The following is a 24,607-nucleotide window of genomic DNA, read 5'->3' on the forward strand; positions in this document are numbered from 1 at the left end:
CAGTTTCAGTTTACCCGTGGCTCTATTTATTATATCCCGGATTCTGGTAAGCCGCTTTTTCGGTATCGCTCATGGTCATGGCATCGAGTTGTCCCTGCGGAATCGGACGCAGATAATGGAATGGTTGAATGTTACGTTTGTATTCCACTTGTGTGTGATCGCCTACAGCCGAGCCACAAATGGTATATGAAGAGGCGTATTCAGTCCATTTTTGCGTGCGTACCAAGTCGTACCAGCGGTAGCCTTCACCGTAGTATTCGCGGCTGCGTTCGGCTAGAATATAATCGATGTCGATATTGGCAGGAGTCGCTGCCGTCATGGCCGCACTGTTGTCTGCTATTTTTGTACCGTCTCCACCCATGCTCCATTGTCCGTTGTTGCTGTATCTCCATTTTCCGGCTCGTGCACGCAGTACATTAACCAGGTCGCGCGCACTCATTGAACCGGTTGCTCCCTTCACGGCGGCTTCGGCTGCGATCAGATACAGTTCAGAGAATTTGGCAATGTTCCACGGACGAGTGCTTCCACCATTCGGTTGTCCCAGACCTCCGGCGTTATCGGTACGGTAAGGGCCCAGCTTCCAAAGGCCTGGATAAAAAATACGGCTAATACCACTTGGGTTAATAACCCAGTCGGCCCGGCCCGGCAATGTACCGCCTCCTATGCTGCTGCTTCCAGCACCGTTTGGATACACCACATTCGGATTTTCTTCATCCAGGAATGTGAAAATTGGTTCGCCGCTCTTTACCGGCATACCGTTAGCATTGATGACAGGATTTTGCCTACCTGGTACTTTATCCACGTTGCACGGGTATACAGTCACAAAAGTTCCATCATATCGGCTGTCGTTGGTTTTATCGGCAAAGGTGTTGGTAAATACTTTGTAAGGCGGGGCTAAAGCGGTCCAAGGACGGCCTCCCCACTGGACTGCTTCACGGTCGACAGAAGTTACGCCGGAGCTCCTTACTAGGGTATAATTGCAGGTAGTAAACCACCCTGCGAAATTATCCGGTGCACCACCGGTAGCATACGATAAACTTGATCCATTGTAATATTCATCCTGAATGTGGTCGCTGTACAATACAATTTCGTTATTGCGGTCGTTTTGAGCCAGATTTACATCGTAGTATGTAGGTTGCAAGCCGAAACGACCGGGGTTGTTGATCCCGTCGAGCGCGATATTATAGGCCTGCTGGAAGTACCAAGCGGCATCGTGTCCGTCCGGGTCGGTACGCTGACTATCAGGATAAGTTGGAATATTGCCGGGGTTTTGCAGCCACCAGCCGTAAGTCAAATAAGCTTTCGCCAAATACAGGCGAGCTGCTGTTTTGGTCACGCCTCCGGTAACACGGCCGGCATCGGGCAGATTGTCAATAGCTGTTTTCAGATCGGGGAAAACGGCTTGTGTATATACTTCAGGTACGGTGTTGCGTACCGATGTCCGCGATGGAGTAGTATTGAATTTCAATACACCCGAACCCAGATCCAATGGCACTCCGCCAAAGGTTTGCACCAGCATAAAGTAGTCGAATGCCCGCCAGAAGCGTGCTTCCGAAATCAGAGATTCCGACTTGCCCGCAGCCGCGGCGTTTTCGATTATGCCACTGGCGGTATTGATATTGGAATATACTGCATTCCAAAGTGCGTCCCCGCGACTGGTAGAAGCATTCAGGTTTGATGAAGAACCGATAGTCAGATCGGGGTCTATACTGTTGCCATTGGAATTTTGCGCAAATGTATATTCATCTGTACCGGATTCACATACCATATAATAATATTGTCCGTAAAAATAGCGCGTATGCGCGTACAGTGAAGTCAGACCGCCCTGTATACCCTCTTCGGTTTTGAAGAAATCGGGGGTATAGTCGGTACGTGGTGTTTCATCCAAAATACTATTGGAACAGGAAAAAGTCAATAAAGCTAAGACAACAGTCCCCAAAATGTTTTTGAAATTTATATTTTTCATATCTTAAGATTTGATATTAAATAATTAGAAAGATACATTCAAACCAAACAATAAGTTACGGGTTTGCGGCGTATTTGTTCCTACCGTGAGCATCGTGTTTGCCCTGTAAGGGAGACTTCCGGTTACTGCTGCATTTTCGTTTCCATAAGAATTGGTCACCGGGTCCAAGCCTGTTTCTTTATTATACGGAGAGAACAGTACAAATGCGTTCTGCAACGTAAAGTACAAGCGGGCGCTGCTGAGTCCGACCTTTTTAAACCAGTTGGCGTTCGGGTCAAAATTGTAGCCTAGCGTAATTTGGCCTACCTTAAAGTAGGAAGCGTCAAAATATCCCAGCGTGCTGGCGTATCTCTGATTGTCTCCACTCATGGCTACACCCGGTTTCGGATATTTGGCACCGGTATTTTCCGGTGTCCAGTAATCTACTTTTACGTTTCCGCGGCGTCCTGACAGCATATTCAGATAACCATTAGTGGCGTGAAGCGTACTCACCAGAATACCGCCGTGCTGATAGGTACCAATGATATTCAAATCCCAGTTTTTGTAAGCGATCCGTGTTGTGAACCCGCCCTGCCAGTCGGGATCCGCGCTGATTACCTGACGATCGGCGGCACCAATAGCTCTAGTCGGTGTTCCGTCTGCATTGTAGTCGCCGGTATATTCCACTTTAATCATACCTACGGACCCACTGTTATTTTCTAAAATATCCAGATAAGGATCGCCTTCTTGCCACAATCCGATTTTTTTATAATCGAAAATAGAATTCACCGGATATCCTTCAAACCAGCAGTTTGATTCATCTCTCTTCTGTCCGGAGGCAAGTTCGGTAATTTTGTTGCGGTTGGTATAGAAGTTGACGCCGGCTTCCCACGACCATCCGTCTTTGTTGTCGAGAATGACGCCGTTCAGGCTTATTTCAACGCCCTTGTTGCTCATCTTTCCGATGTTGGCCAGATAACTGCCTACGCCGGCTGTAGAAGGCAGATTTACGCTCTGAAGAATATCGTCGGTCCTGGCATCGTAATATTCGATTGTTCCCGACAGGCGGTTTTGCAGGAAGCTGAAATCTAAACCAAAGTTCCATGTTCTTGTATATTCCCAGTCTAACTCGGGGTTAGGAGTTGTGGCTACGTAGAAACCGGTGGTTTTGTCGTCACCGAAGTTGTATGGACGGGTACCCAGGCTTCCGAGTGTTGTGTAGGGGTTGATTGATTGGTTGGAAGTTATCCCCCAACCGATGCGCAGTTTCAGGTTATCCAAGTAACCGGAGGTACTTTCCATAAAGCTTTCTTTCGCGATGTTCCAACCAGCGGAGAAGGCCGGGTAGCTGATCCATTTGTGTCCGGCCGCCAATACGGACGAACCGTCCCAGCGCATGGAGGCTAGCAACATATAGCGTGAATCGTAGTCGTACATTACGCGCGCCATATACGATTGCAATCCGCGTTCCCAAAAGTCTTGGTTGTCGGGGTTATATACAATTTTATCGGATGGAGCACGCCCTATATTCCAATATTGGAACTGGTCGGACGGAAGATCGGTTGCGCTTATTAATGAGCGGTCATAATGGCTTTGTTCGGAGGCATATAAGCCGTTCAATGTCAGGTGATTCTTTCCAAACATTTTTTCATAGGTAATCAGATGCTCGATAGCCCATTTGTAGTATTGATTTTTGTCCAAAGAAGCGCTAGATGCCGCTGCCGTAGCACTGAAGACATTTGCCCCTCTATATTGTCCCCTTTGGTTGCTGCGATAATCCAGGCCCAAAGTAAGTCGATAGTTCAAGCCTTCTACTCCCGGAATCTTCACTTCGCCGTATAGCGAGTTATAGGAACCGAACCCGCGCTGATTGTCCGCATACGAATCGCCCAAATTCTCAATTGTATTACGCGTATAAGTCCAATAATCATCCATAAAAGAATGTATTGTAGGCTTCAAACTTCCATCTGTATTATACGGATTAATCAAAGGCGAAGTAGCCAGCGTATTATACAATCCGAGATTCTGTCCGTTGGTAATGTTGTAGTTGTTGTTGGTAGTCAGCCCGAAACGCAGATATTTGCCAATATTCTGGTCGATGGTGGCGCGCAGGCTGATACGGCTGTAATCTTGTCCCGGAACCAAGGATTGATCTTCGTAATAACCGGTACCTACATTATAACTGCCGGAATCGTTTCCCCCCGAAATGCTTACATAGTGATTTGTGGTTATACCATTTTTGAACATCAGATCCTGCCAGTCAGTATTTGTTCCCAGCACTTCATCGCTGCCCATGGTCGGGTTTCCTTCTGTGTCTCTGTATATTCCTGCATCTTTGCGCAGTTGGTACAGTTCGTCTCCGTTCATCATTGGATAGCGGTGATAAAGCGTTTTCACACCATAATATGCATCGTAGGTTACTTTGGGTTTGGTTCCCATATTTCCTTTATAGGTGGTAACGATGATCACACCGCCCGCTCCGCGCGAACCATAAATAGCAGTAGCCGAAGCGTCCTTGAGGATGTCGATACTTTTGATGTCGTTCGGGTTAATGTCCCCGATCGTTCCGCCAAAGGGTATTCCGTCCAGTACCACCAGCGGTGCGTTGTCTCCGGTAAGTGAGCGAGTACCGCGAATGCGGATTTGCATGTCGGCGCCGGGCTTGGAATTTGCCTGCGACAATTGTACGCCTGCGACACGTCCTGCAAGGGCAGAAGTAACGTTTCCTGTCTGTATTTGACGGATTACATTTCCCTGCATGGAAGCCACCGAACCTGTTACAGCTTCTTTCCGTTGAGTACCATACCCTATTACCACTACCTCTTCGAGCATCTTGTTGTCCTCTTCGAGTATTACATCTATACGATTCCTGCCAGAAACGTTTATCGTCTGCATAACAAATCCGATAAACGAAAAAGTAAGTTTACCTTGAGGGGATACTGAAATGGAAAACTTACCATCAGTATCGGTTATAGTACCATTGGTAGTACCCGATTCTACTACACTGACCCCGATAATGGGTTCTCCCGCAATATCTTTCACTACTCCATTTACAGAAATGTTTTGAGAAAAAGCTAAAGCCGGGATAAGAAAAAATAAAAATAAAAGTCTCAAAGACTTAAAAATTCTTGCATTTCTCATGATTAAGATTCATTATTTACTATTATTAATAGGTTATTTGCTTTTGATTCAAGTGTGGGAGTTCTAAGTTTTCATAAGTAAAATAATTTAGATTAAGGTATGATATTGTATTACTCAATTCGATCAGATTCTGTATGATGCAAACTTATAAATATCTCTTTTTAAAATACAGACCGGGTGTATCATATAGTTTTCGGTGTGTAACATGTATTTTTTGTGTATAACATATACTTTTCTCTACGTTACATTCGCTTTTGAAAAGTATATATTCCTTATTATTTTTTTATATTTGCATATATACTGCTTCTAATATCTGGATACCCATGACAACAAAGAACACGAGGATAAAAGCATTTGTTCTGATATGTATTTTTTCCCTTGTCGCAAATTCCTATATATTTTCGCAAATAGGTAGATTCTATTCCCCTGACGAAGATCTGTCAAACAGCCTTATCAACCAGGTATATCAGGATAGAAAAGGATTTGTCTGGATTGCAACGGAAAACGGATTGAATAAATTCGACGGAATGAAATTCAATATCTATAAACATTCGTCCGAAGATTCCACTTCTCTAAAAAATAATTATGTACGGACTATATTCGAAGATAGTTCAGGTAATTTCTGGGTTGGGTGTATCAATGGCCTGATGAAGTATGACTGGGCGACCAATTCATTCAGGGAAATAAAAATGTACAAAGACGGGAATCTGGTTTCTCCCCATATCACGCGCATGATAGAGGCACGTAATGGAGATATATGGGTAGCAACTTCCGGACAAGGGATATTTTTCATCAAAAAAGGAGAACGGGAATTCCATGCGAATTTACAATTGACCAATCTGCTGGTAAGTAATTATCTGAACTCTATTTTTGAAGATTCGAAAGGGAATCTTTGGATAGGTTCTGAAAATAACGGGCTGAATCTCTACAATCCTGTTACCAATCAGATAAAAGCATTTACTGCCCCTGCTAATATAAGTAGTAATAACATTTCATCCATAACAGAAGATAAACAAGGAAATATATACGTAGGAACATTAACCGGAGGGCTTAACAAATATAATGAACAGACAAAGATATTTGAGGCAATTGGGGCGGACAATAATACCCAGCTACTGATTAAAGACCTGCTGCTGACTAAAGAAAATATATTATATATAGGTACAGACGGGCAGGGGTTAAAACTATACAACAGAGAAAGAAACATCGTAGAAGATTATAAAATCACGTCTGCCCCATTCGATTTCTCGAAAGGGAAAGTTCATTCGATTCTTCAGGACAGGGATAATAACCTTTGGCTTGGTATTTTTCAGAAAGGGATAATATTTATTCCGGGCACAGAAAAGAAATTTGATTATTACGGTTTCAAATCGTTAAAGAATAATCCGATTGGTTCCAGTTCGGTGATGTCTATCTATAAAGACAAGGAAGGCATAACCTGGGTAGGTACAGATAATGAAGGTATTTACGGTATCAACAATAGAGGGGAAAGGGTAGCTCATTTCATGCAGACCTCTTTATTTTCATCCATTTCAAATATCATACTGAGCATTTTTGAGGATTCCAATAATAATATGTGGGTGGGCTCATATACTAAAGGACTGGCAAAACTCAACCGGAAGACGGGAAACTGTGAATATATTCCGGAATTACTAAATGAAAAGATATACTGTATCGCCGAAGACAGCGAGAAGAACCTGTTGATAGGTACCTATGGTTCCGGCTTTTTCAGGTTGAATCTGGCAAGTGGGAAAATGACTCATTATGAATCGCGGAAAAGTGAGAATGATGACTTTTCTATAGATGAACTGAGTAATGACTGGATCAACGATATCCTGTTCGACAGTGAGGGGCTGATTTGGATTGCACATTATAAAGGAGTAAGTTGCTATAACCCGAAAAAGAACACCTTTTTGAATTATCTCAATCAAAATACAATATTACCGCATACGGTAGCATATACCCTTTTTGAAGATAAGACAGGTAATATATGGATAGGGACGTCCGACGGATTGAATATCTTTAATAAGAAAGAGCAATCGGTTAAAAGCTATTCGACCAGAGACGGATTGCCAAATAATGTTATATGCGGCATACGGGAAGACAACGAACGGAATATCTGGATAAGTACCTATTTTGGTATCAGTAAATTTATTGTCAGTGAAAACCGGTTCATCAATTACTACACCGGCGACGGGTTGCAGGGCAATGAGTTTACACGCGGAGCAAAATTTGAGGATGCTGCCGGCAAAATATATTTTGGAGGTATTTATGGTGTAACCAGCTTTTATCCTAAGGACATAACCGAAGCCAAGAAGGAACTGAAAGTGCTGGTTACAGACTTCTTTCTATTCAACCGGGCGGTAAAGATGGGGGATAAATCGGGCGGTAACGAGATTGTTTCTACATCCGTTATGGATGCGGATCAATTTACTCTGGCTTACAACGACAATACATTCAGTATAGAATTCTCTGCGCTGGAGTTTTCAAATCCCGAGCGTATTGTTTATCAATATATGATTGAAGAAATCAGTCAGGACTGGCTTAATTCCTATCCCGGCATGGGGCGGGTTACCTATACAAACCTGAATCCGGGTACATATACTTTTAAATTGAGGGCGAAAGACCATGATAATTATTCGGATGTAAAGACAATAAGAATAATTATTACACCTCCGTGGTATCAGTCTCCATGGGCATATGCCGCATATGCAGTGTTGAGTGTCTTGTTGGTTTTGTTTATTGCGAATTATATCTATGCGCGTATCCGTCATCGTCAGGAAGAAATGAGGCGGCAGCATCTGGAGCAGATAAATGAAGCTAAGTTGCAGTTCTTTATTAATATATCGCATGAAATACGGACTCCTATGACCTTAATTATAAACCCGTTGGAAAAGTTATTGTCGGAGAATAAAGATCAGAAATTGCAAAAGACCTATGTGATGATATACCGGAATGGCCTGCGGATTCTTCGCCTTATCAACCAGCTGATGGATATCCGTAAGCTGGATAAGGGACAAATGCAGTTGCATTTCAGGGAGACTGATATTATAGGATTTATCGACGATCTGATGATGACGTTTGAGTATTCGGCCCAAAGAAAAAATATAAATTTCAATTTCAGACATGAAGTCGATAGGCTGAATGTATGGATTGACCTGAATAACTTTGATAAAGTCTTATTGAATATAATCTCGAATGCTTTTAAGTACACACCGGATAATGGAAATATAACCATCGATTTATCTACTGGTCAGGATGAAAATGTAAGGGGAGCGTTGAGTAAATATTTTGAAATCTCGGTAACGGATAATGGTATAGGTATCGATAAGGATAAAATAGAGCAGATTTTTGAGCGGTTCTATCAGATCAGCAACGATTTTACAAATTCTAATTTCGGAACAGGTATAGGTTTGCATCTCTCTAAGTCCTTAGTGGAGCTGCATCATGGAACCATTTTCGCCGAAAACAGGCCGGGCATGCCGGGTACCCGTTTTATAATACGGCTGCCTTTGGGTAGCGACCATCTGATAGCCAAGGAACTGGAAAATGGAGAAGAGTATAAAGTTGCGCCCGACAGGATTTCTCCTGCATATGTTTCAAATGAACTGCTGAATAAAATAGACTTTGAAGGCGGTGATAAAAGAATAAAACCCCGGACAAAATACAGGATTCTGGTGGTTGAAGATGAAGATGAAATCCGGGAGTATATCAAGGATGAACTGTCGTCTGAATACCGGGTTACAGTGAGTGAGAATGGAAAAGAAGCTCTTGATCTGATACTGACAGAAAAACCCGATCTGATTATCAGTGATGTGATGATGCCGGAAATGGATGGTATAACACTTTCACGTAAAGTGAAACAGAATATAAATATAAATCATATACCCATCATCCTGCTCACGGCAAAATCGACTCCTGAAAATAAAATAGAAGGTCTCGATATAGGGGCGGATGCTTACGTTTCCAAACCTTTCAATACAGAGTTGCTGAAAAGTACAGTAGCCAATCTGATTGAAAACAGGGAGCGGCTGAAGAGTAAATTCAGCGGACAACAACAGCCCGAGGATAGAATACAAAAAATAGAACTGAAGTCTTCGGATGAGATACTTATGCAACGTATCATGAAGATTATAAATGAAAATCTTTCCAACCCCGAACTGAATGTGGAGATGTTAGCCGTGAATGTCGGAATGAGCCGTGTACATATGCATCGCAAACTGAAAGAACTGACAAACCAGTCGGCCCGCGATTTTATAAAGGGTATCCGGTTGCGGCAGGCGGCAGCGCTGCTCTCAGGAAAGAAACTGACGATTTCGGAAGTAGCCTATGCAATAGGGTTTTCTAATCTTTCTCATTTTTCTAACTCATTCAGGGAATTCTATGGAATGTCGCCAAAAGAGTATCTGGCGGCACATCTTTCCCCGCCCCCGTCAAATGAGGAGTAAACTCAGATGAAGTATGGAATAGCCCTGTTTTTGATTTTATTCTTTCAGATTTTTTCGTTTCAAAGCTCCTTTTAGAAGAAAAAATCATTCCTGTGAAATGATTTTAATAAGCTTAAAACAGGTTCCATTATAAAATATTATTAACATCGCCAATCAGGCAGAAATCGAAGGTATAAATGATACGGTTTTTACGCAGAAGACGATCATAGATTATATACGTGTTTATAAGCAAGTTGAATAAATAATGAATGTCCTGTCTTCGTATAAAGGAAGAAAAATCGCTAAAACTTTACTATTAATGCGTGGTTAAATAAACTATCCGGCATTTTTGTTTGTTTAGTTAAAGAAATTATCTTTGTACAAATTTAAAAAAAAGTAAAATGAAAAATTTAGTAGAAAAATTACACAAGGATTTTGCAGACTTTGCTAAAGATGCAGCTGCGCAGGTTGAGAGTGGAAACAAAGCAGCTGGACAGAGAGCAAGAAAAGTATCTCTTGAAATCGAAAAAGCTTTGAAAGAATTCCGCAAGAAATCTATTGAAGCAACAAAATAATAAAAGCAATAGCATTTATTAAAAAACAGGATAGTTCAATGGATTATCCTGTCTTTTTATAGTGGTCCTTCGAAACGTATATTTGCAATTTAAAGAACGTCGATACACCTTTCCAGTTGCACTCCCCGTGAGCCTTTAAGCAGTATATAGCTGTCTTCGATAGGGTTCTCTTTCAGATAATACTTTAAACTGTCCAGATCCTTGAAACGGGGATAATCGGTTGTAATACGACTAAAATTATCTCCTACGAATATAACCCTGTCAAAATTGTGGTGGGATACATAGTCGGCTACTTTCTGATGTTCTAAATCCGTGTCCGGGCCTAGTTCTTTCATGTCACCCAAAATCAGGACTTTGTGATTTACGTCCATGTGATCGAAGTTTTCAAGGGCTGCATGCATACTTGTCGGATTTGCATTATATGCATCTATGATGAGCATATTCTTATCCGTTTCTTTTAGCTGCGAGCGGTTGTTCGTAGGTTGATATTCTTCAATCGCTTTACATATTAAGGAGGCTTTTACTCCCAGATATTTGCCTATTGTGATCGCTGCTAATGCATTGGATAGATTGTACTCTCCGATAAGATTAGTCTTAACCTTATTGCGTCTGCTGCCGAATTTCCATTCAAATTCGAGGAATGGTCTTATAGATAACACTTTTCCGGATATAAACAAGTCCTCTTCCAACCCGTAATATATTGACGTAATACCTTCCGACATTTCCCGTAGCAGGGAATTGTCATAGTCGATAAAGATTTTACCATCCCTTGTACTTCTGATATACTCGTATAATTCTCCTTTGGCTTTGATTACATTTTCATATGAACCGAAGCCCTCTATATGAGCATGGCCGATATTGGTAATGACTCCATAATTGGGCATAGCCATTTCCGAAAGCACTTTTATCTCTCCTACATGGCTGGCTCCCATTTCTATAATGGCTATTTCATGTTCCTTCTTTATGCGGAGCAGGGTGAGAGGTACCCCGATATGATTATTCAGGTTGCCCTGAGTGGCAAGAACATTGTATTCCTGAGATAAGACAGAGGTAATCAGTTCCTTGGTGGTTGTTTTACCATTTGTTCCGGTTATACCTATCACCGGGGTCTTTAGTTGTTTGCGGTGGTGGTTTGCCAGTTTTTGCAATGTGTCGAGACAATCTTCTACTAATATAATATTCGGGCGTGTAGCATATTTGGGTTCATCTACAATGGCATAACTACATCCCGAATCTATTGCTTTTTCGGCATATTCATTTCCATTAAAATTGGCGCCTTTCAGTGCAAAAAAAATAGAATCTTTTGGGCTGTTGCGTGTATCTGTTGAAACTTCCGGATATTGTTTGTAAATTTTATACAGTTCAGATATCTCCATGGCACTTTTAGATGATATTATTTTTTAATAACAACGTTTATTTCTCTATTATTGTTTGGTCTTTGTGTAAGTCTATAAGATAATTTAAGGCTATGCGAATATAACGTTAATTATTCATATCCCGAGTGTCTCTTAACGTTTTTTACTTTATGAAACAGTCAGGTTACATTCCTGTTTTTGCACCAATAATGCTATTTAATTGAGTGAATATTTATTACGTTTCATTTGCTATTTTCACAAAGAGAAAATAGCAGTTTTAATGTCATTTTATCTGATCGGTATCATTTTGTTTTTATCTAAGAATATTGCGCCAAAAGGCTTGCAAAGAACACAAAAACAAAGAATGGTTTTCGCTATATATTATTCATTTTTCGACTTTCTATTCATTACCCGATATTTGGCCCGGTCGATTTTTAATTCAAAGAACTAATAGCTGTCAACTAATGGCTGACTGCTATATATAGATAAAATTCCATGAAAAAAATACAATTTCGATTGACTTGATTTTCTTCTTTTTCCGGTTTTTTAGTTTGGGTTGAGTTCGGAAGTGATTACATCCGGTTTATAGTTTTTCCATAGCATATTCCGGATATGCTATGGAAAATATCATGGAAAGGGGGCCTTTAAGCTACTTGCAAATTCTTATTTAATAACTATTATTCCTTTACGAAAAAATGATCATTCTCCCGGCTCCAGACTTTAAAGCCTTTCGATTTTAGAATATCTATAATCGGTATAGGCTTAAATGGTGTAATTATCTGTAGTATCTGCTCACCTTCTAACTTCGACGACAGTTTCAGGATTTCCTGCATGGGACTCTCGCCTGATTCTATTACAGGGCGGGCATCGAACCGGAAGCTTATTTTACTTTCATCGAACCAAACAGGTACGGCTGTATCTTCAATATTGTCTGTATCTGCATCCATTGCAATCTCCGATAATCCCGCGGCTTTCCTTAGTTTTTGAATTAGCAGAGGCGGGGAAATCCCTGCGACTCCTGCTGCCTGTTGCAATGATGTAACTTTGGCAATGGTACGGCGTAATACAGGATTTTTCAACTTAGAGAAAACCGGAGATAATTCCATTAGTATATCTTCCAACTCAGGATAAGATTCCAATAGGTTGGCAACTTTGGTCTGAAGGTTGATATCCGTTTTCATTGTTACTTTGTTCCATAAGATAACAGACGCTGGTCTCCTTCGAGTTTCCTTAAATCCGTTATATCCTGTGTAACCTCCATCACTCCCAGATATTCGCCGTCATTTCCTCGGAGTGCTGTATATTCAATATAGACGAAACGTCCCATAAACGAAGAGATCCAGAATGCTGCTACATTTTCTTTCCCGCTTTTGAAGTCATTGATGATTTGCTCTACAATATGTACACTACCCGGAGGATGACAAAGGCGTACATCCCGGCCGATTATCGAGCGATTACGTTCAAAGACTTTTTTTGTACCGTGTGAGAAGAATTTCACTTTATCATCTTTATCCACAAAAGTGACATCGACAGGCAATGTTTTGAATATTGTTTCCAGTTCTTTTGTAGTAAAGTTGCCCGAAGAGAGGTGTATAGCATCTCCCTCTTTATAAGTGAGTTCCCCCACTTCTACTGATTCAGGAGCCCATTCCGTTTGCGGATCGTACAGACTGAACCCGAATTGTGGAGTTTCCTTGTATATCTGGTACCAGTCTTTATCTGTAAGCGTATCGAGACACATTGGCAACAATATTTCTTCTTCCTTCATTATCATACCTTCGAGGGCGTCGATAGCAGGTAAAAGAATCAGCAGGATCAGGGTAGTGACTTCTCCGGCGGAAACATCTTTTGCCAGGAGAGCCTCATGGGCAGCCTTTAGCAATTCACGGGTTTCATCATGTTTTCCCCACATTACTTTCGGAGGTCCGGTAATGCCCGCTTTTTCCAGGAATGGGAATAGGAGGTATTCCTTTCGTTTGTAATGTTTATCTACATCCGACAGGTTATTGAAGACACCTTTGAGTTGTAAAAGATATTCTTTCACTTCTTCATCTTTCAACTTATTCCCTTTGTCAAATAAAGCTTTTGTCTTTTGGATATATTCTTCCAGTGCCCGATTCTCCCGCTTGAAGGTATCTACCGGATGCCCCGGCTGAACAACTTTTGCAGCGGATGTATCTATACTCCCGTCCAGTACAGCGGTGTGTATATCACAAAAGCGCAGGACTTCTTCTTCGGGTAAGCCTTCGGATATAAGTTCCTGTTCTACTTCTACTACTTCATTATAGGGAACAGAACGCAATAGTTCGATTAACCGTTTCCGGACAATTTCGGGAGCTTCATTATTATGTAACTGAAGGATCAGATGCTTGAGCAACTCTTTCCTTTTCTGCGAATTATTTATTACTTCACTCATGGTTATCCTCTTATCATGGTTAATAACATTTTGAACCTTTCTACAGCAAATAAGGCATGTGAGATATTGGCAGGCATAATGATGGTCTCCCCCTGTTTGAGCAATACGGGATTGCCACCGATTCTGATTTCTACTTCACCATCGAGTACCTGAACCATTGCATCGAATGGCGCTGTGTGTTCGCTCAAGCCCTGACCTTTGTCGAAAGAGAACAGGGTAATATTTCCTGCATTGCTTTTGAGTACTTGCTTACTGATAACTCCTCCGTCAGAATAATCGACGAGTTGGGATAAGTTTAAAACCGTTCCTTTTTCAAATATATTATTCATCTTCTTTATTGTTTTTAATTTGACAATGTGAAGGTATTAAGATAATAACAAGTAATCTGTCACATTTGTTACACTAAAGAGATTTAGGGCAAACGCATGAAAATTCACAACGTTTCAGAGAACAGCCATCAGTTAACAATGAATTTCACCCAAAGACGCTAAGGCGCAAAGTCTAATTATTACTCATCGCCGTATTTACGTTTATTAACTATGCTTAGTTAAAATCTGACATATCTGACACTTTTTTTACTATTTTCATCTTGTCTATTTTGCATTCGTTAACTATGTATAGTTAAAAAGTAACAGAAGTAACAGGAATATCAGTGAACAGTTAGCAGCCATCAGTTAACAGTCATCAGTTCGTAATTTAAAAAACTTGACTTACCACTTATTACTTAAAACTTACTGCTCACTACTTGTTAAAAGGTAACACTATTTACAGTCAACAACTGGTAAGATGTAAAAACTTTGCGCCTTTGCGTGAAACAAAATAGGGCGCCTGCCAACCTGTAACTGTTAAAAGGTAACAAAAGTAACAGAAATATCAGTTAACAGTCAACAACTTGTATCTTGTGTCTTGTCTACTCGTATCTCATATAACTTTCAACTTATTACTCAATACTTACTACTTATTAAAAGGTAACAAAGGTTACACTATTTCACTCATTTGCTAATTAATTTTTTCAAAGAACTACAAGCTAAAAGCTTACTATATAGATAAACTTTTTCTAAAAGATTCGATTTCTGTTTGCCTTAGAAGGGATTAATTATGAATAATAAGAATAACCCTGATTTCATTAATTATTTCATGAAGAATAAAATTTAGCCCCCAAAAGCCCCCTAATACCTTAATAAATATTTATTTAAACGGTATTAGGGGAATATTAAAAAAGTTTCCCGTATCTATAAAGGACGATTTCCTATAATTTTTTCAATCCTTTAGTCTCATTTTTATCTGTAACCGGTATTATACTAATCGCATATCCCCCGCCCGGAGCTGAAAGCTGCTTTAATCTGGATTTATTATTTACGATAACTTTTCTTATTTCGTATGCCTGCGGATTAGTTTTATAATGAGCATCCTTTGCATCTGAGTATATAGTAGCTATGTATTGTTTATTTGCATCCAGAAAATCAAAGCCTATATTAGATGTAAATCCTTTTTCCCCGGCTACATTCCCTACAAACCAGTTATCTTTTCCTTTGGCTTTACGGGCGACCGTTATATATTCTCCCGGTTCGGCTTCCAGATATTTGCTGTTGTCCCAGTCAAGAGCTACATCTTTGATAAACCGGAAAGCATCCATAAACTTCTCATAGTGCTCTGGAAAATCGGCAGCCATTTGCAAGGGACTATACATTGTTACATATAATGCCAGTTGATTCGCTAATGTACTGTTAACATGTGATTTATTGTTCGGATTGATTTTTTCGATATCCATTTCGAAGATACCCGGAGTATAATCCATAGGGCCACCAATCAGGCGGGTAAACGGAAGTACGGTCACATGATTCGGTTTGCTGCCTCCAAAAGCCTGATATTCCGTGCCCCGTGCAGACTCGTTTCCTATAAGGTTGGGCCATGTACGGCTAATTCCGGTAGGACGGGTGGCTTCATGGGCATTTACCATGATCTTATGTTCTGCCGCTTTTTCTATGGCATGCTGATAATGGTTGTTTAGCCATTGGCTGTAATGAAACTCACCACGCGGTATCATATTTCCTACATAGCCTGATTTAACTGAAGTATAATCATTATCATTCATGAATTTATATGCTGCATCCAGGTGGCGTTCATAATTACGGATAGAGCCGGAAGTTTCATGATGCATCATCATTTTCACTCCCTTACTTTTTGCATAATCGCGAATCGCTTTAAGGTCAAAGTCGGGATAAGGAGTAAGAAAGTCAAAAACATAATCTTTTGAATTTCCAAACCAGTCTTCCCAACCGGTATTCCATCCTTCGACCAATACAGCATCAAAGCCATGCTCTGCGGCAAAATCAATATATTTTTTCACATTCCCGGTTGTCGCACCATGACGGCCATGAGGTTTTACTTTAGAATAATCTGTAATCCCAAGTTGTACACTTGGCAGGTCGTAAGTATAAGACCATTCACTTTTTCCGGTTATCATTTCCCACCAAACGCCAACATACTTCACAGGTCTGATCCATGATGTATCTTCAATCTTACACGGTTCGTTCAGGTTCAGAGTCATATTCGATGCCAGAATGTCCCGTGCATCATCACTCGCTATAATAGTGCGCCAAGGTGTACTGCATGGAGCCTGCATATGTCCTTTCGATCCATTCGCATCCGGTGTCAGCCACGATTCGAAAACAAAATTTTTATCATCCAGATTAAGGTGCATACATGCATAGTTGATAAGCGCAGCCTCGTGCAGATTGATATATAAGCCGTCATCGGTTTTCATCATCAGGGAAGTCTGTACTCCTGTCGGAGAAAACGGTGTTTGCGAAGCATTCGGTGTAATGGCGCTTTTCATTAGGCCTCTGACTTCTGAAAGACGGGAAGTAGTATAATCATACTCTTGTGTATCATAATCGCCCGGTATCCAATAAGCCGTATGGTCGCCTGTCATGGCAAACTGGGTACGTTCTTCTTTAATAACAAAATAGATCAGATTCTTTTGTTGAGGAAACTCATAACGAAATCCCAGACCATCGTCGAACAAGCGGAAACGGATAATCATTTGCCGGTCTGTTCCTTCCTGATTCAATATTACAGCTAATTCGTTATAGTAATTCCGGATATCTTTAGTTTCTCCCCACACAGGCTGCCATGTTTCATCGAAAGAGGCGCTTTTTGTATCTACTATACGGAAATTGTCATAAAGCGAGCTCTGAGGGTCATTAGTCCCGGACTTTATGTCCATTTCCGCACCAAATTCAACTTTGGTTGTGTTGCCCATTAGTTCCAAACCCAATTTACTTGGCTTTATGATTTGTTTTCCTTTGTAGTCAAGCTGATAGCAGGGAATCCCTCCATTCTGCAAATAGAATTTCATCACGAAATTACCATCAGGAGATTTTAAATCCTGGGCATAAGCCGATCCTCCTAATAAACAGATGCTTATTAGCAAAAGTATTTTCTTCATTCTTATTATTTTATTTGATTGATATATTTACAGTTTTTCTATTATCCGGTACTTTTACCCAACATTCTTTCGTTGTCTCATTCCACGACCATTCTACTGAAGAAAAATCTGTATCCTGTTTATCCAGGATTATATCTTCCTCTACATTTCTGACAACCTTGTTATCTGCGGATATGCTATTCGGTTTTGCCTCTAAATGGTATTTGAGAACGATATTTCGCCTCTCCGATTGCCGGAAACCTTTATCTTTTGGTTCTATAATAGTTGTATATCCATCACTCAATGTTGTACATACAAAATCTGTCTTTGAATAAATATCTTTCAGATAGTCCAGATTTTCACCCTCATCTTCATAAAGCTCAAAGCTGGCATTTTCATCCTCATAGTTAGGGAAAATATGGATAAACAGGGGGTAGTCTTTCTTCTCATGTATATACTGCATTACAGGCATCATCGGGATAATCGAACCCTTTTTCACAAATACAGGGATTGTATTCAACGGTGCACGATAGGCTACGGTTTGCCCACCCAGATAGATAGTCTTTTTATCATTGAAGTCGATCCATTCCCCGTCAGGTAAGTAAACACGTCTTACCCGTTCTCCTTTTTTTAGCACAGGAGCCACTAATATTTCTTCTCCAAAGATGAACTGGTTATCTGTTTTTACAGCTTCTGCATCATTCGGATATTCCATAAATAAGCCTCTTGTTATCGGTAAGCCTCTATCGTGAGCTATACGTGAATATGTGTACAGATAGGGGAATAGCTGGTATTTCAGCTCGATAGCCGCTTTAGTATTCTTTTCCACCACATCGCCGAACATCCATGGTTCAACAGCATTGTCTCCCTCATGGTGAGCGCGGCTCAACGGGCAGAATATACCGAACTGCATCCAACGCGTATATAATTCACCCATTGCGTTATAGTCGGTAATATCTCCGCAATAACCTGATATATCTGTAGTCCAGAACGGAATTCCCCCCAGTCCGGCAGAAATTCCTACTGCTACCTGATTCTCAAGTTGTCCCCAACCTTCCAGTACATCATTTCCGTTACCGCTATCGTTTGTCCATCCGAATGTGTAACGTTGCAAACCGGCATAGGCCGAACGTGTCATCTGGAAGATTCGTTTATCCGGATTGCGTTTGTCAAACTGCTCTTTTACAACCTTATCCCATGTCAGACCATATACATTATGTATCTCATCGTGCATGCCTATATGATGTTTCATATTCAGGCGGTCTATGTCTTCTTCATTGCTCCATGCAGGCTCACCCATATCAGTCCAAAATCCGCTTATTCCGTCATCTATTGGCTTTTGCTGATATTGGCCCCACCAATCGGCAACTCCGGGAATAGTGAAATCTACTACACCGCAGTTTCCTCCCCAGGGCCACGGCATATCATACGATTTTCCATTACGGACATCTTTTACGAAATAGCCTGATTTATCAGCTTCTTTCCATTGTATTTCATTCGCCTGTGATATAACAGGGTCTTGTGAAACGATCATCTTAAAGCCTTGTTCTTTCAATGATTTCAGCATCCCCTTTGGGTCTGTATAGTTTCCTTTGCGCCACTCAAAATCCTGTAAATATTGTGTCCAGCCTATATCCTGATAAATTATATCACAAGGGATCTGACGTCTACGGAATTCAGCGGCTATGTCCAATGCCTGAGCCTCTTTGGTATATAACCCCCGGCTCTGAGCGAAACCCAAAGCCCATTTAGGAGGCATAATGGGTTTACCTGTCAGGTCGATATATTGCTGTTGGATATCTTTATAATCTTTTCCGAATATGAAATAATAAACAAATGCCCCGTCCGGTGCTTCAAATGAGTAGTATTCATCTGATTCAGTACCAAATTTGAACTCGGTCTTGTATGTATTGTCCAAAAATATACCATAACGGTAACTACTCATAAAAAATGGAATGCTCTTTGCCAGAGGGTCTTCCGTGACACTGTAGCAGGGACGGTCGCTATTCCACATCTTATAAGAGCGTCCGCGGCGGTTCAGGGGGCCTGTCTTTTCGCCCAGCCCGAAAAACTGCTCATCGTTACGCAAAACCTTGTATGCTTTTACGGCTTTAGAATCGGCAACGTGCCCTCTCTCTTTAAAATCGCTGAAAACCAGTTTCTGCCATTTATCGAATATCTGTAACTGCATCGGATTTTTATTTACCCTGATACGCAGCTTCGACGTAAATATTTCATAACATGCGGGTTCGTCATTCACATTAATTTCTCCGATATCCTCGAGATTTTCATTTATTACAGCAAATGATTCATTGCTTCTTAGAAATTTCCCCGATTGGTCGAACCAGACTTTAATGACAGAGCTGCTGTTTATTGTCAGAGACATCTTCGACCCGTCTTTACAATTGAAAATAACCTGATTCCCGTTTTTAGTATAGGAGATACATTCTCCGGCAAATAGTGTTGCCGAAGAAAATATCAAACCTATTAGAAATAACCAAACCTTCTTTATCATAACCTTCTTACCTTTTCCTTATTAATTAATATTCAAGTACCAGCATATCCCAGTATTTAAGCGAAGGGAGTGTTAGCAAAACCTCATTGCCCGATTGGGAAAATTCAGTATTGATCGCAACTCCTCCATTGATATCGGGAGAGGCAATCCATACCTTCGAAACAGCTTTGGATGCGGTCACTTTTACCTGTATACCGGCGACTAACGACGGTTCTTTTTGTGTGCCGTTCGTATCCCTCCATTCCATAGAATTAGCCTGTGAAAAGTTTATCAGATGAACCACATCTTTATCTGTGAATTTCTTTCCCACCACAGCTATACTGCCTTGTGATGCAGGCCAGTTTTCGAATGAAAGATTTCCGCCGGCCGATTGTACGTTTATTGGAGAAAAAGTGCCTCCGTCGCGTAAGATATTCTGGTATGCAACAAGGAAATCGTAATAATGAGTAAGGGATTCCTTTGTCCCGGATTTCATCTGCAAATTAGAGTTCGGGAAATATTCATTCGACAGATAGTGTTCTCCTAATTCGAGATGCGAGCCTCCAAAAGAGAATATCACAGCGTTGGTAAGCAATATACCGGCTGTATTGATATAACCGGAGTTATTTGACCGTGCATAATTCATATATGCAGCCAGAACAGTCGCCTTTTCATTCCCGCTATAACTATTATTATCGAGTATAACCTGAGCCAATTGGTCAAAAGTTTTAGATTCGTCCCAGACTTCTGTGTATAGGAAATCAACTTCTGATTTTGCAATACTCTTTTGCTGCCCGTATTGAGAAACTGCATTCATAACCAGTCGCTTGTCCGGATTGGCTTGTTTCATCACCGAGATAAAAGGTTTATAAGTCTCCTCGAGCTTAACAGCATTTCCTGTATAGTCATAGACTGTTCCCCTGTTTCCCAATTGGTCGATATGATAGCCGTCAAAATCGAAAACTTTATAGACATCGCCATGCCTTCCTGCAATATAATCCTGCCATTCCTTATTCCCCGGATTTGTCAGATAAATGCTACTGCGGAAAGGAGCGTCGAGGTGATGATTGTCTTTTTCGGTATGATTCTGATCTTTGAAAAGATACCATTCCTCTTTTACCCCATCTGCCGCCGCATTGCTCAATGCTCCGAAAGCAAGATTGTAAAACATGGCTTTCATCCCTTTATTGTGGGCAGCATTGATATATCCTTTGACAGTGGACAGATAATTAGTTCTGCCTATAAGGTCTGCCCATGATGGGGACGGATTGTCAACCGTTCCGGCCAATGGACGTTGATGGTCATACATCCAGTCGTAGAATTGAATGCCGTTGATGTGATAACGGTTAAGGGCTTCGATGTTATTTTCTATTTCATTTTCGGATAGTTTGCCATATGAGGAAAGAAAACCATAGCGAGGGAACTTCTTCCAGTCCGATGATACATCGACAGCAATACTCTGGTGTATCTTTTCTGCATTATCGGTTACTTCATATATATCTACCATATATCCTTTGTAGTCGTCGGAGGGTGTAGTCCAGTCCCACGTAGCAGATGACAGGGTTTCTTCCGAAATCACTTTGCCTAAGTGGGAATATCTTACTTTTACACTGCCTGACGGCTTTTCTTTGAGGGTAAAGCGGACTGTCTCACCCGGTTTGTAAGACGCTTTATCCGTATGCAAATCTGCTTTGAAATAAGTCACGCCATATATTACGGGATCATTATCCGTATCGTAATAATCTTCGCAACTCCACAAAGAGATTGTCAGACAGAATATTAGATATACATATATTTTCTTCATGATAATATTTTTAAACAGGAGTGTCCCCAGAGAAGACACTCCTTGTATTTTGATTATTGTTTCTTGATTATAACAGTTTCTTTCAATTGATTCAGTTCAATTGTATATGTGCCTGATTGTGTGATTCTCCATTTATAGTCCACACCTGCTCCCGGATAACTATATATTATTTGCTCTGCATCTCCTGTCGGATTTTTATCGGCTTCCCCGGCAATGAACCAGGCACCGTTCCAGTCGTCCTGCTTATCCAGTGTGAATTTCAATTCTCCGGCATTTAATGTCCCGGTCCAAGTGAATACATATGGATTGCCTGTCGCGGTCATCGGTGTAGCACTACCAATATTCCAGCCGTTAGGCGAAGCATCTCCTACCAAATAAATCATGGCAAAAGGAGTGAATGGCGCAATATCTATCTTCATATCCCGGGTATCAAGTTTAATCTTGTAAACACCCCCTGTGATTTTCCATTTATAGTCAGGATCACCGGCCCATTTATCTACATCCAGATTAGTTCCTTCCGGTTGTTCATTAATAGCAGGACGGAAAAATACAGCATCCCAGTTTCCTGCGGCAGTTCCTATTTTGAATTCTCCTCCTGCCGATAGATCGTCATTGTAATGGAATACAAACGGATCGAGCAGATCTACAGTCATCGGATTGAAATTCCAACCGGTAGGATTACCTACAAACCATAGTTCGCTAAATTCAGGCCCTTCTCCTTTTGTAATACTGATCGCCATTGATATCAGGTTCACTTTGACCGTATAAGTGCCTCCTTCTGTAATTACAAACTTTTCGTCCGGATCAGAATCTGATTCACGGAGTACAAGTTTAGTGTCATTTTCTCCTTTATTATAAGAAGGTAAGAATTCCCCTTGTGTTGTGATGAGTTTGAATTCTCCGGCAGAAAGCGCTCCTGTCCACGAAAATGCTTTCGGAGTGTTTGTTATTGGCTTCATTGCGGTAGCATCGTCGGCACTCCATCCATTCGGTGTCGCATCTCCTATAAGGTACAATGTTTTTGTAATAGGCTTATGAGTCTTGATATTTATGGTCTGAACAGGAGAAGTCTGAGATCCAATGTTTTCAGAAGCCACTTTGGCAATAATTCTGTATTGAAATATTGTTTCCGAAGTTGGGGTTATGCCGAATTTATCAATAAGCAGATCATTAAGCTCCTCATTCTTGTACGATTTCTCATACACGTTGCGTCCCATGTCTATGGATATCCCGTTCTCGAAATTACCATCCTGTTTGTCCATCTGAAAAACATATTCTATTGCCAGTCCGGTTCCGTTGTTTGTCCCCGATGTCCAGATGAATTTTATAGCTTCCGATGAAGGATTTAATGCATCCAGTTCTACAGTTTCCTTTGACGCGCTTATCTCCAATGACTGGTCTCCTTTATTATATTCCGTATTATCCTCGTCGGTGCACGACCAGAAAAGAAATAATAGTGTAAGTAATGATACTATTTTATATAATTTCATGATAGTCGGTATTTAAAAATTAATATCCTGTATTTTGTTTCAGATTTGGATTTGTGTCTATTTCTTTTTGTGGAATCGGAAAGAGCAAGTGCTTTTGTGAAGCATTTATTTTACCGATGGAATGCAGAAAATTAAGCGCATATTGCCCATTATCCCAACGTATCATGTCGAACCAGCGATGTCCCTCGAAGGCCAATTCTATGCGGCGTTCCTGTCTGATTTTATCGCGCATCTGGTCCTGGGTCAACCCTTCCACATCGCCACGATTGGTTAATCCTGCTCTTTTTCTCACCTGATAAAGCGGCTCTTCGGCATCAGATGTTTGTCCTAATTCGTTAAGGGCCTCGGCTTTCATCAGTAATACATCAGCGTAACGCAAAACGATAATACTTGCTGAGTTTGTATTATAATCAGCTGAAATTGATAGCGGAACCAAGAATTTACGGACATTATAGCCTGTATTAGACATATTAGACTTATAGGTCTTACTATCGAAAGACGGGCATCCTTCATACAGGATTGTTTTGTCTTTTCGTAAATCACCATTCTCATATTGGTCTACAAATTCCTGTGTAGGCTGGTTCCATCCGTAGGCTCCCCCTACCCATCCTGAATTTCGTGGCCCCATATAGGTGCTGAGCCAGTTTGCCTGATTTTCATCACTCCAGAAATCGGCTTTTGTCAACCCGTAATATTGAACTTCGAAAAGTGACTCCGATGTATTCTTATTTTTGGCTTCACCGCCGAAACAATCGCTATAATCCGGATTTAATGTATAACCAAGACTTTCCACCATATTACACATTTTGAGACTTTCATCATACATCCCCAATGTAAGGTAAACTTTAGCCAGCATACCTGCGGCAGCTCCTCTGGACGCGCGGCCTATGTCACTACCCGAATACTCTTCGCGTGGAGGTAAAAGTTCGATAGCTTCCTTCAGGTCAGGAATGATTACTTCGTTGTAAATGCTCATCTTGTCTGTACGGGTTGGCTTGAGATTATCACCCGGTTTAGGAGTGGTAGTTGTTAGAGGCACATCACCAAATAGTTGAACCAGAATGAAATAATAATGTGCCCTCAGGAATTTGGCTTCCCCTATACATCTGTTTTTTAAAGCCTGATCGATATCCATAGAAGGAACACTTTCTAAAACTGTGTTACAATACAAAATACCGGGATTGGGGCCACGCCAGATATCCAAAGCTGCAGCATTGTCGGTAGTAGTCACGAAATTAGCTATGTCGACAGTCTCTATTCCATCCGTACCGCCTCCTGCACCTACTTCACTGTTGCCTGCAATAATATCGAGTGTCCAGATACGCATATTATAGAGCTTAGGACGTTGGAGGGGTTGATATGCCCCGTTTACTAAAGCGATAGCAGATTCTTTGTCGCTCAATACTTCTGCGCTAGGGTCTTCATAAGGTTCTTTATCAAGGAAGTCCGAACAGGAAACCAGTAAAGATGCTAACATAATAAGACCTGTATATATTATTTTTTTCATGATTTTCTTTTCTTTAATATTAA

13 protein-coding genes are annotated in these 24,607 nt (G+C 41.0%); 2 read left to right on the forward strand and 11 right to left on the reverse strand.

Translation table 11 applies throughout. The features are described from left to right. Window positions 1-22 precede the first annotated feature (22 nt). Both B3317_RS03125 and B3317_RS03130 read right to left on the reverse strand, forming a co-directional pair. Complete coding sequence (locus tag B3317_RS03125; protein ID WP_291108543.1) at window positions 23-1,966, reverse strand: RagB/SusD family nutrient uptake outer membrane protein; 1,944 nt, start codon at window positions 1,964-1,966, stop codon at window positions 23-25. A gap of 24 nt (window positions 1,967-1,990) precedes the next feature. Then, window positions 1,991-5,086: a SusC/RagA family TonB-linked outer membrane protein gene (locus B3317_RS03130; RefSeq protein WP_291108545.1), complete on the reverse strand. Its 3,096-nt coding sequence runs from the start codon at window positions 5,084-5,086 to the stop codon at window positions 1,991-1,993. A gap of 323 nt (window positions 5,087-5,409) precedes the next feature. On the opposite strand from B3317_RS03130, the gene B3317_RS03135 reads away from it, so the two are divergent. Both B3317_RS03135 and B3317_RS03140 read left to right on the forward strand, forming a co-directional pair. Continuing rightward, window positions 5,410-9,534 (forward strand): hybrid sensor histidine kinase/response regulator transcription factor, encoded by a 4,125-nt coding sequence (locus B3317_RS03135; RefSeq protein WP_291108547.1) that lies wholly within the window; start codon window positions 5,410-5,412, stop codon window positions 9,532-9,534. A gap of 380 nt (window positions 9,535-9,914) precedes the next feature. Then, the gene (locus B3317_RS03140) at window positions 9,915-10,088 is read left to right on the forward strand and encodes a histone H1 (RefSeq protein WP_006799072.1); all 174 of its coding nucleotides are present in this window, start codon (window positions 9,915-9,917) and stop codon (window positions 10,086-10,088) included. 89 nt (window positions 10,089-10,177) lie between these two features. Here B3317_RS03140 and B3317_RS03145 read toward each other — a convergent pair whose 3' ends face one another. The 9 genes from B3317_RS03145 to B3317_RS03185 form a co-directional block, all read right to left on the reverse strand. Beyond that, on the reverse strand, window positions 10,178-11,464 hold the full coding sequence (locus tag B3317_RS03145; RefSeq protein WP_291108551.1) for a UDP-N-acetylmuramoyl-tripeptide--D-alanyl-D-alanine ligase: 1,287 nt from the start codon (window positions 11,462-11,464) through the stop codon (window positions 10,178-10,180). A 656-nt stretch (window positions 11,465-12,120) separates the two neighbouring features. Then, window positions 12,121-12,624, reverse strand: a complete 504-nt coding sequence (locus B3317_RS03150; protein ID WP_291108553.1) for a DUF1858 domain-containing protein — start codon at window positions 12,622-12,624, stop codon at window positions 12,121-12,123. 2 nt (window positions 12,625-12,626) lie between these two features. Then, on the reverse strand, window positions 12,627-13,859 hold the full coding sequence (locus tag B3317_RS03155) for a DUF438 domain-containing protein (protein ID WP_291108555.1): 1,233 nt from the start codon (window positions 13,857-13,859) through the stop codon (window positions 12,627-12,629). Between the two features lie 2 nt (window positions 13,860-13,861). Further along, window positions 13,862-14,188: a cupin domain-containing protein gene (locus B3317_RS03160; RefSeq protein WP_194225912.1), complete on the reverse strand. Its 327-nt coding sequence runs from the start codon at window positions 14,186-14,188 to the stop codon at window positions 13,862-13,864. A gap of 920 nt (window positions 14,189-15,108) precedes the next feature. After that, window positions 15,109-17,310 carry a glycoside hydrolase family 97 protein gene (locus B3317_RS03165; RefSeq protein ID WP_291108557.1) on the reverse strand — a complete coding sequence of 734 codons (2,202 nt, stop codon included), beginning with the start codon at window positions 17,308-17,310 and terminating at the stop codon, window positions 15,109-15,111. Between the two features lie 10 nt (window positions 17,311-17,320). Continuing rightward, window positions 17,321-19,804: a glycoside hydrolase family 31 protein gene (locus B3317_RS03170; protein WP_291108559.1), complete on the reverse strand. Its 2,484-nt coding sequence runs from the start codon at window positions 19,802-19,804 to the stop codon at window positions 17,321-17,323. A gap of 25 nt (window positions 19,805-19,829) precedes the next feature. Further along, on the reverse strand, window positions 19,830-21,587 hold the full coding sequence (locus B3317_RS03175) for a glycoside hydrolase family 66 protein (protein WP_291108561.1): 1,758 nt from the start codon (window positions 21,585-21,587) through the stop codon (window positions 19,830-19,832). Window positions 21,588-21,640: 53 nt separating this feature from the next. Continuing rightward, entirely contained in the window at window positions 21,641-23,077 is a 1,437-nt protein-coding gene (locus B3317_RS03180; RefSeq protein WP_291108563.1) for a SusF/SusE family outer membrane protein, read from the reverse strand. Between the two features lie 19 nt (window positions 23,078-23,096). After that, complete coding sequence (locus B3317_RS03185) at window positions 23,097-24,584, reverse strand: RagB/SusD family nutrient uptake outer membrane protein (RefSeq protein ID WP_291108566.1); 1,488 nt, start codon at window positions 24,582-24,584, stop codon at window positions 23,097-23,099. Between the last annotated feature and the right edge of the window lie 23 nt (window positions 24,585-24,607).

Source organism: Dysgonomonas sp. UBA7710 (genome assembly GCF_002482385.1).
GTDB lineage: Bacteria > Bacteroidota > Bacteroidia > Bacteroidales > Dysgonomonadaceae > Dysgonomonas.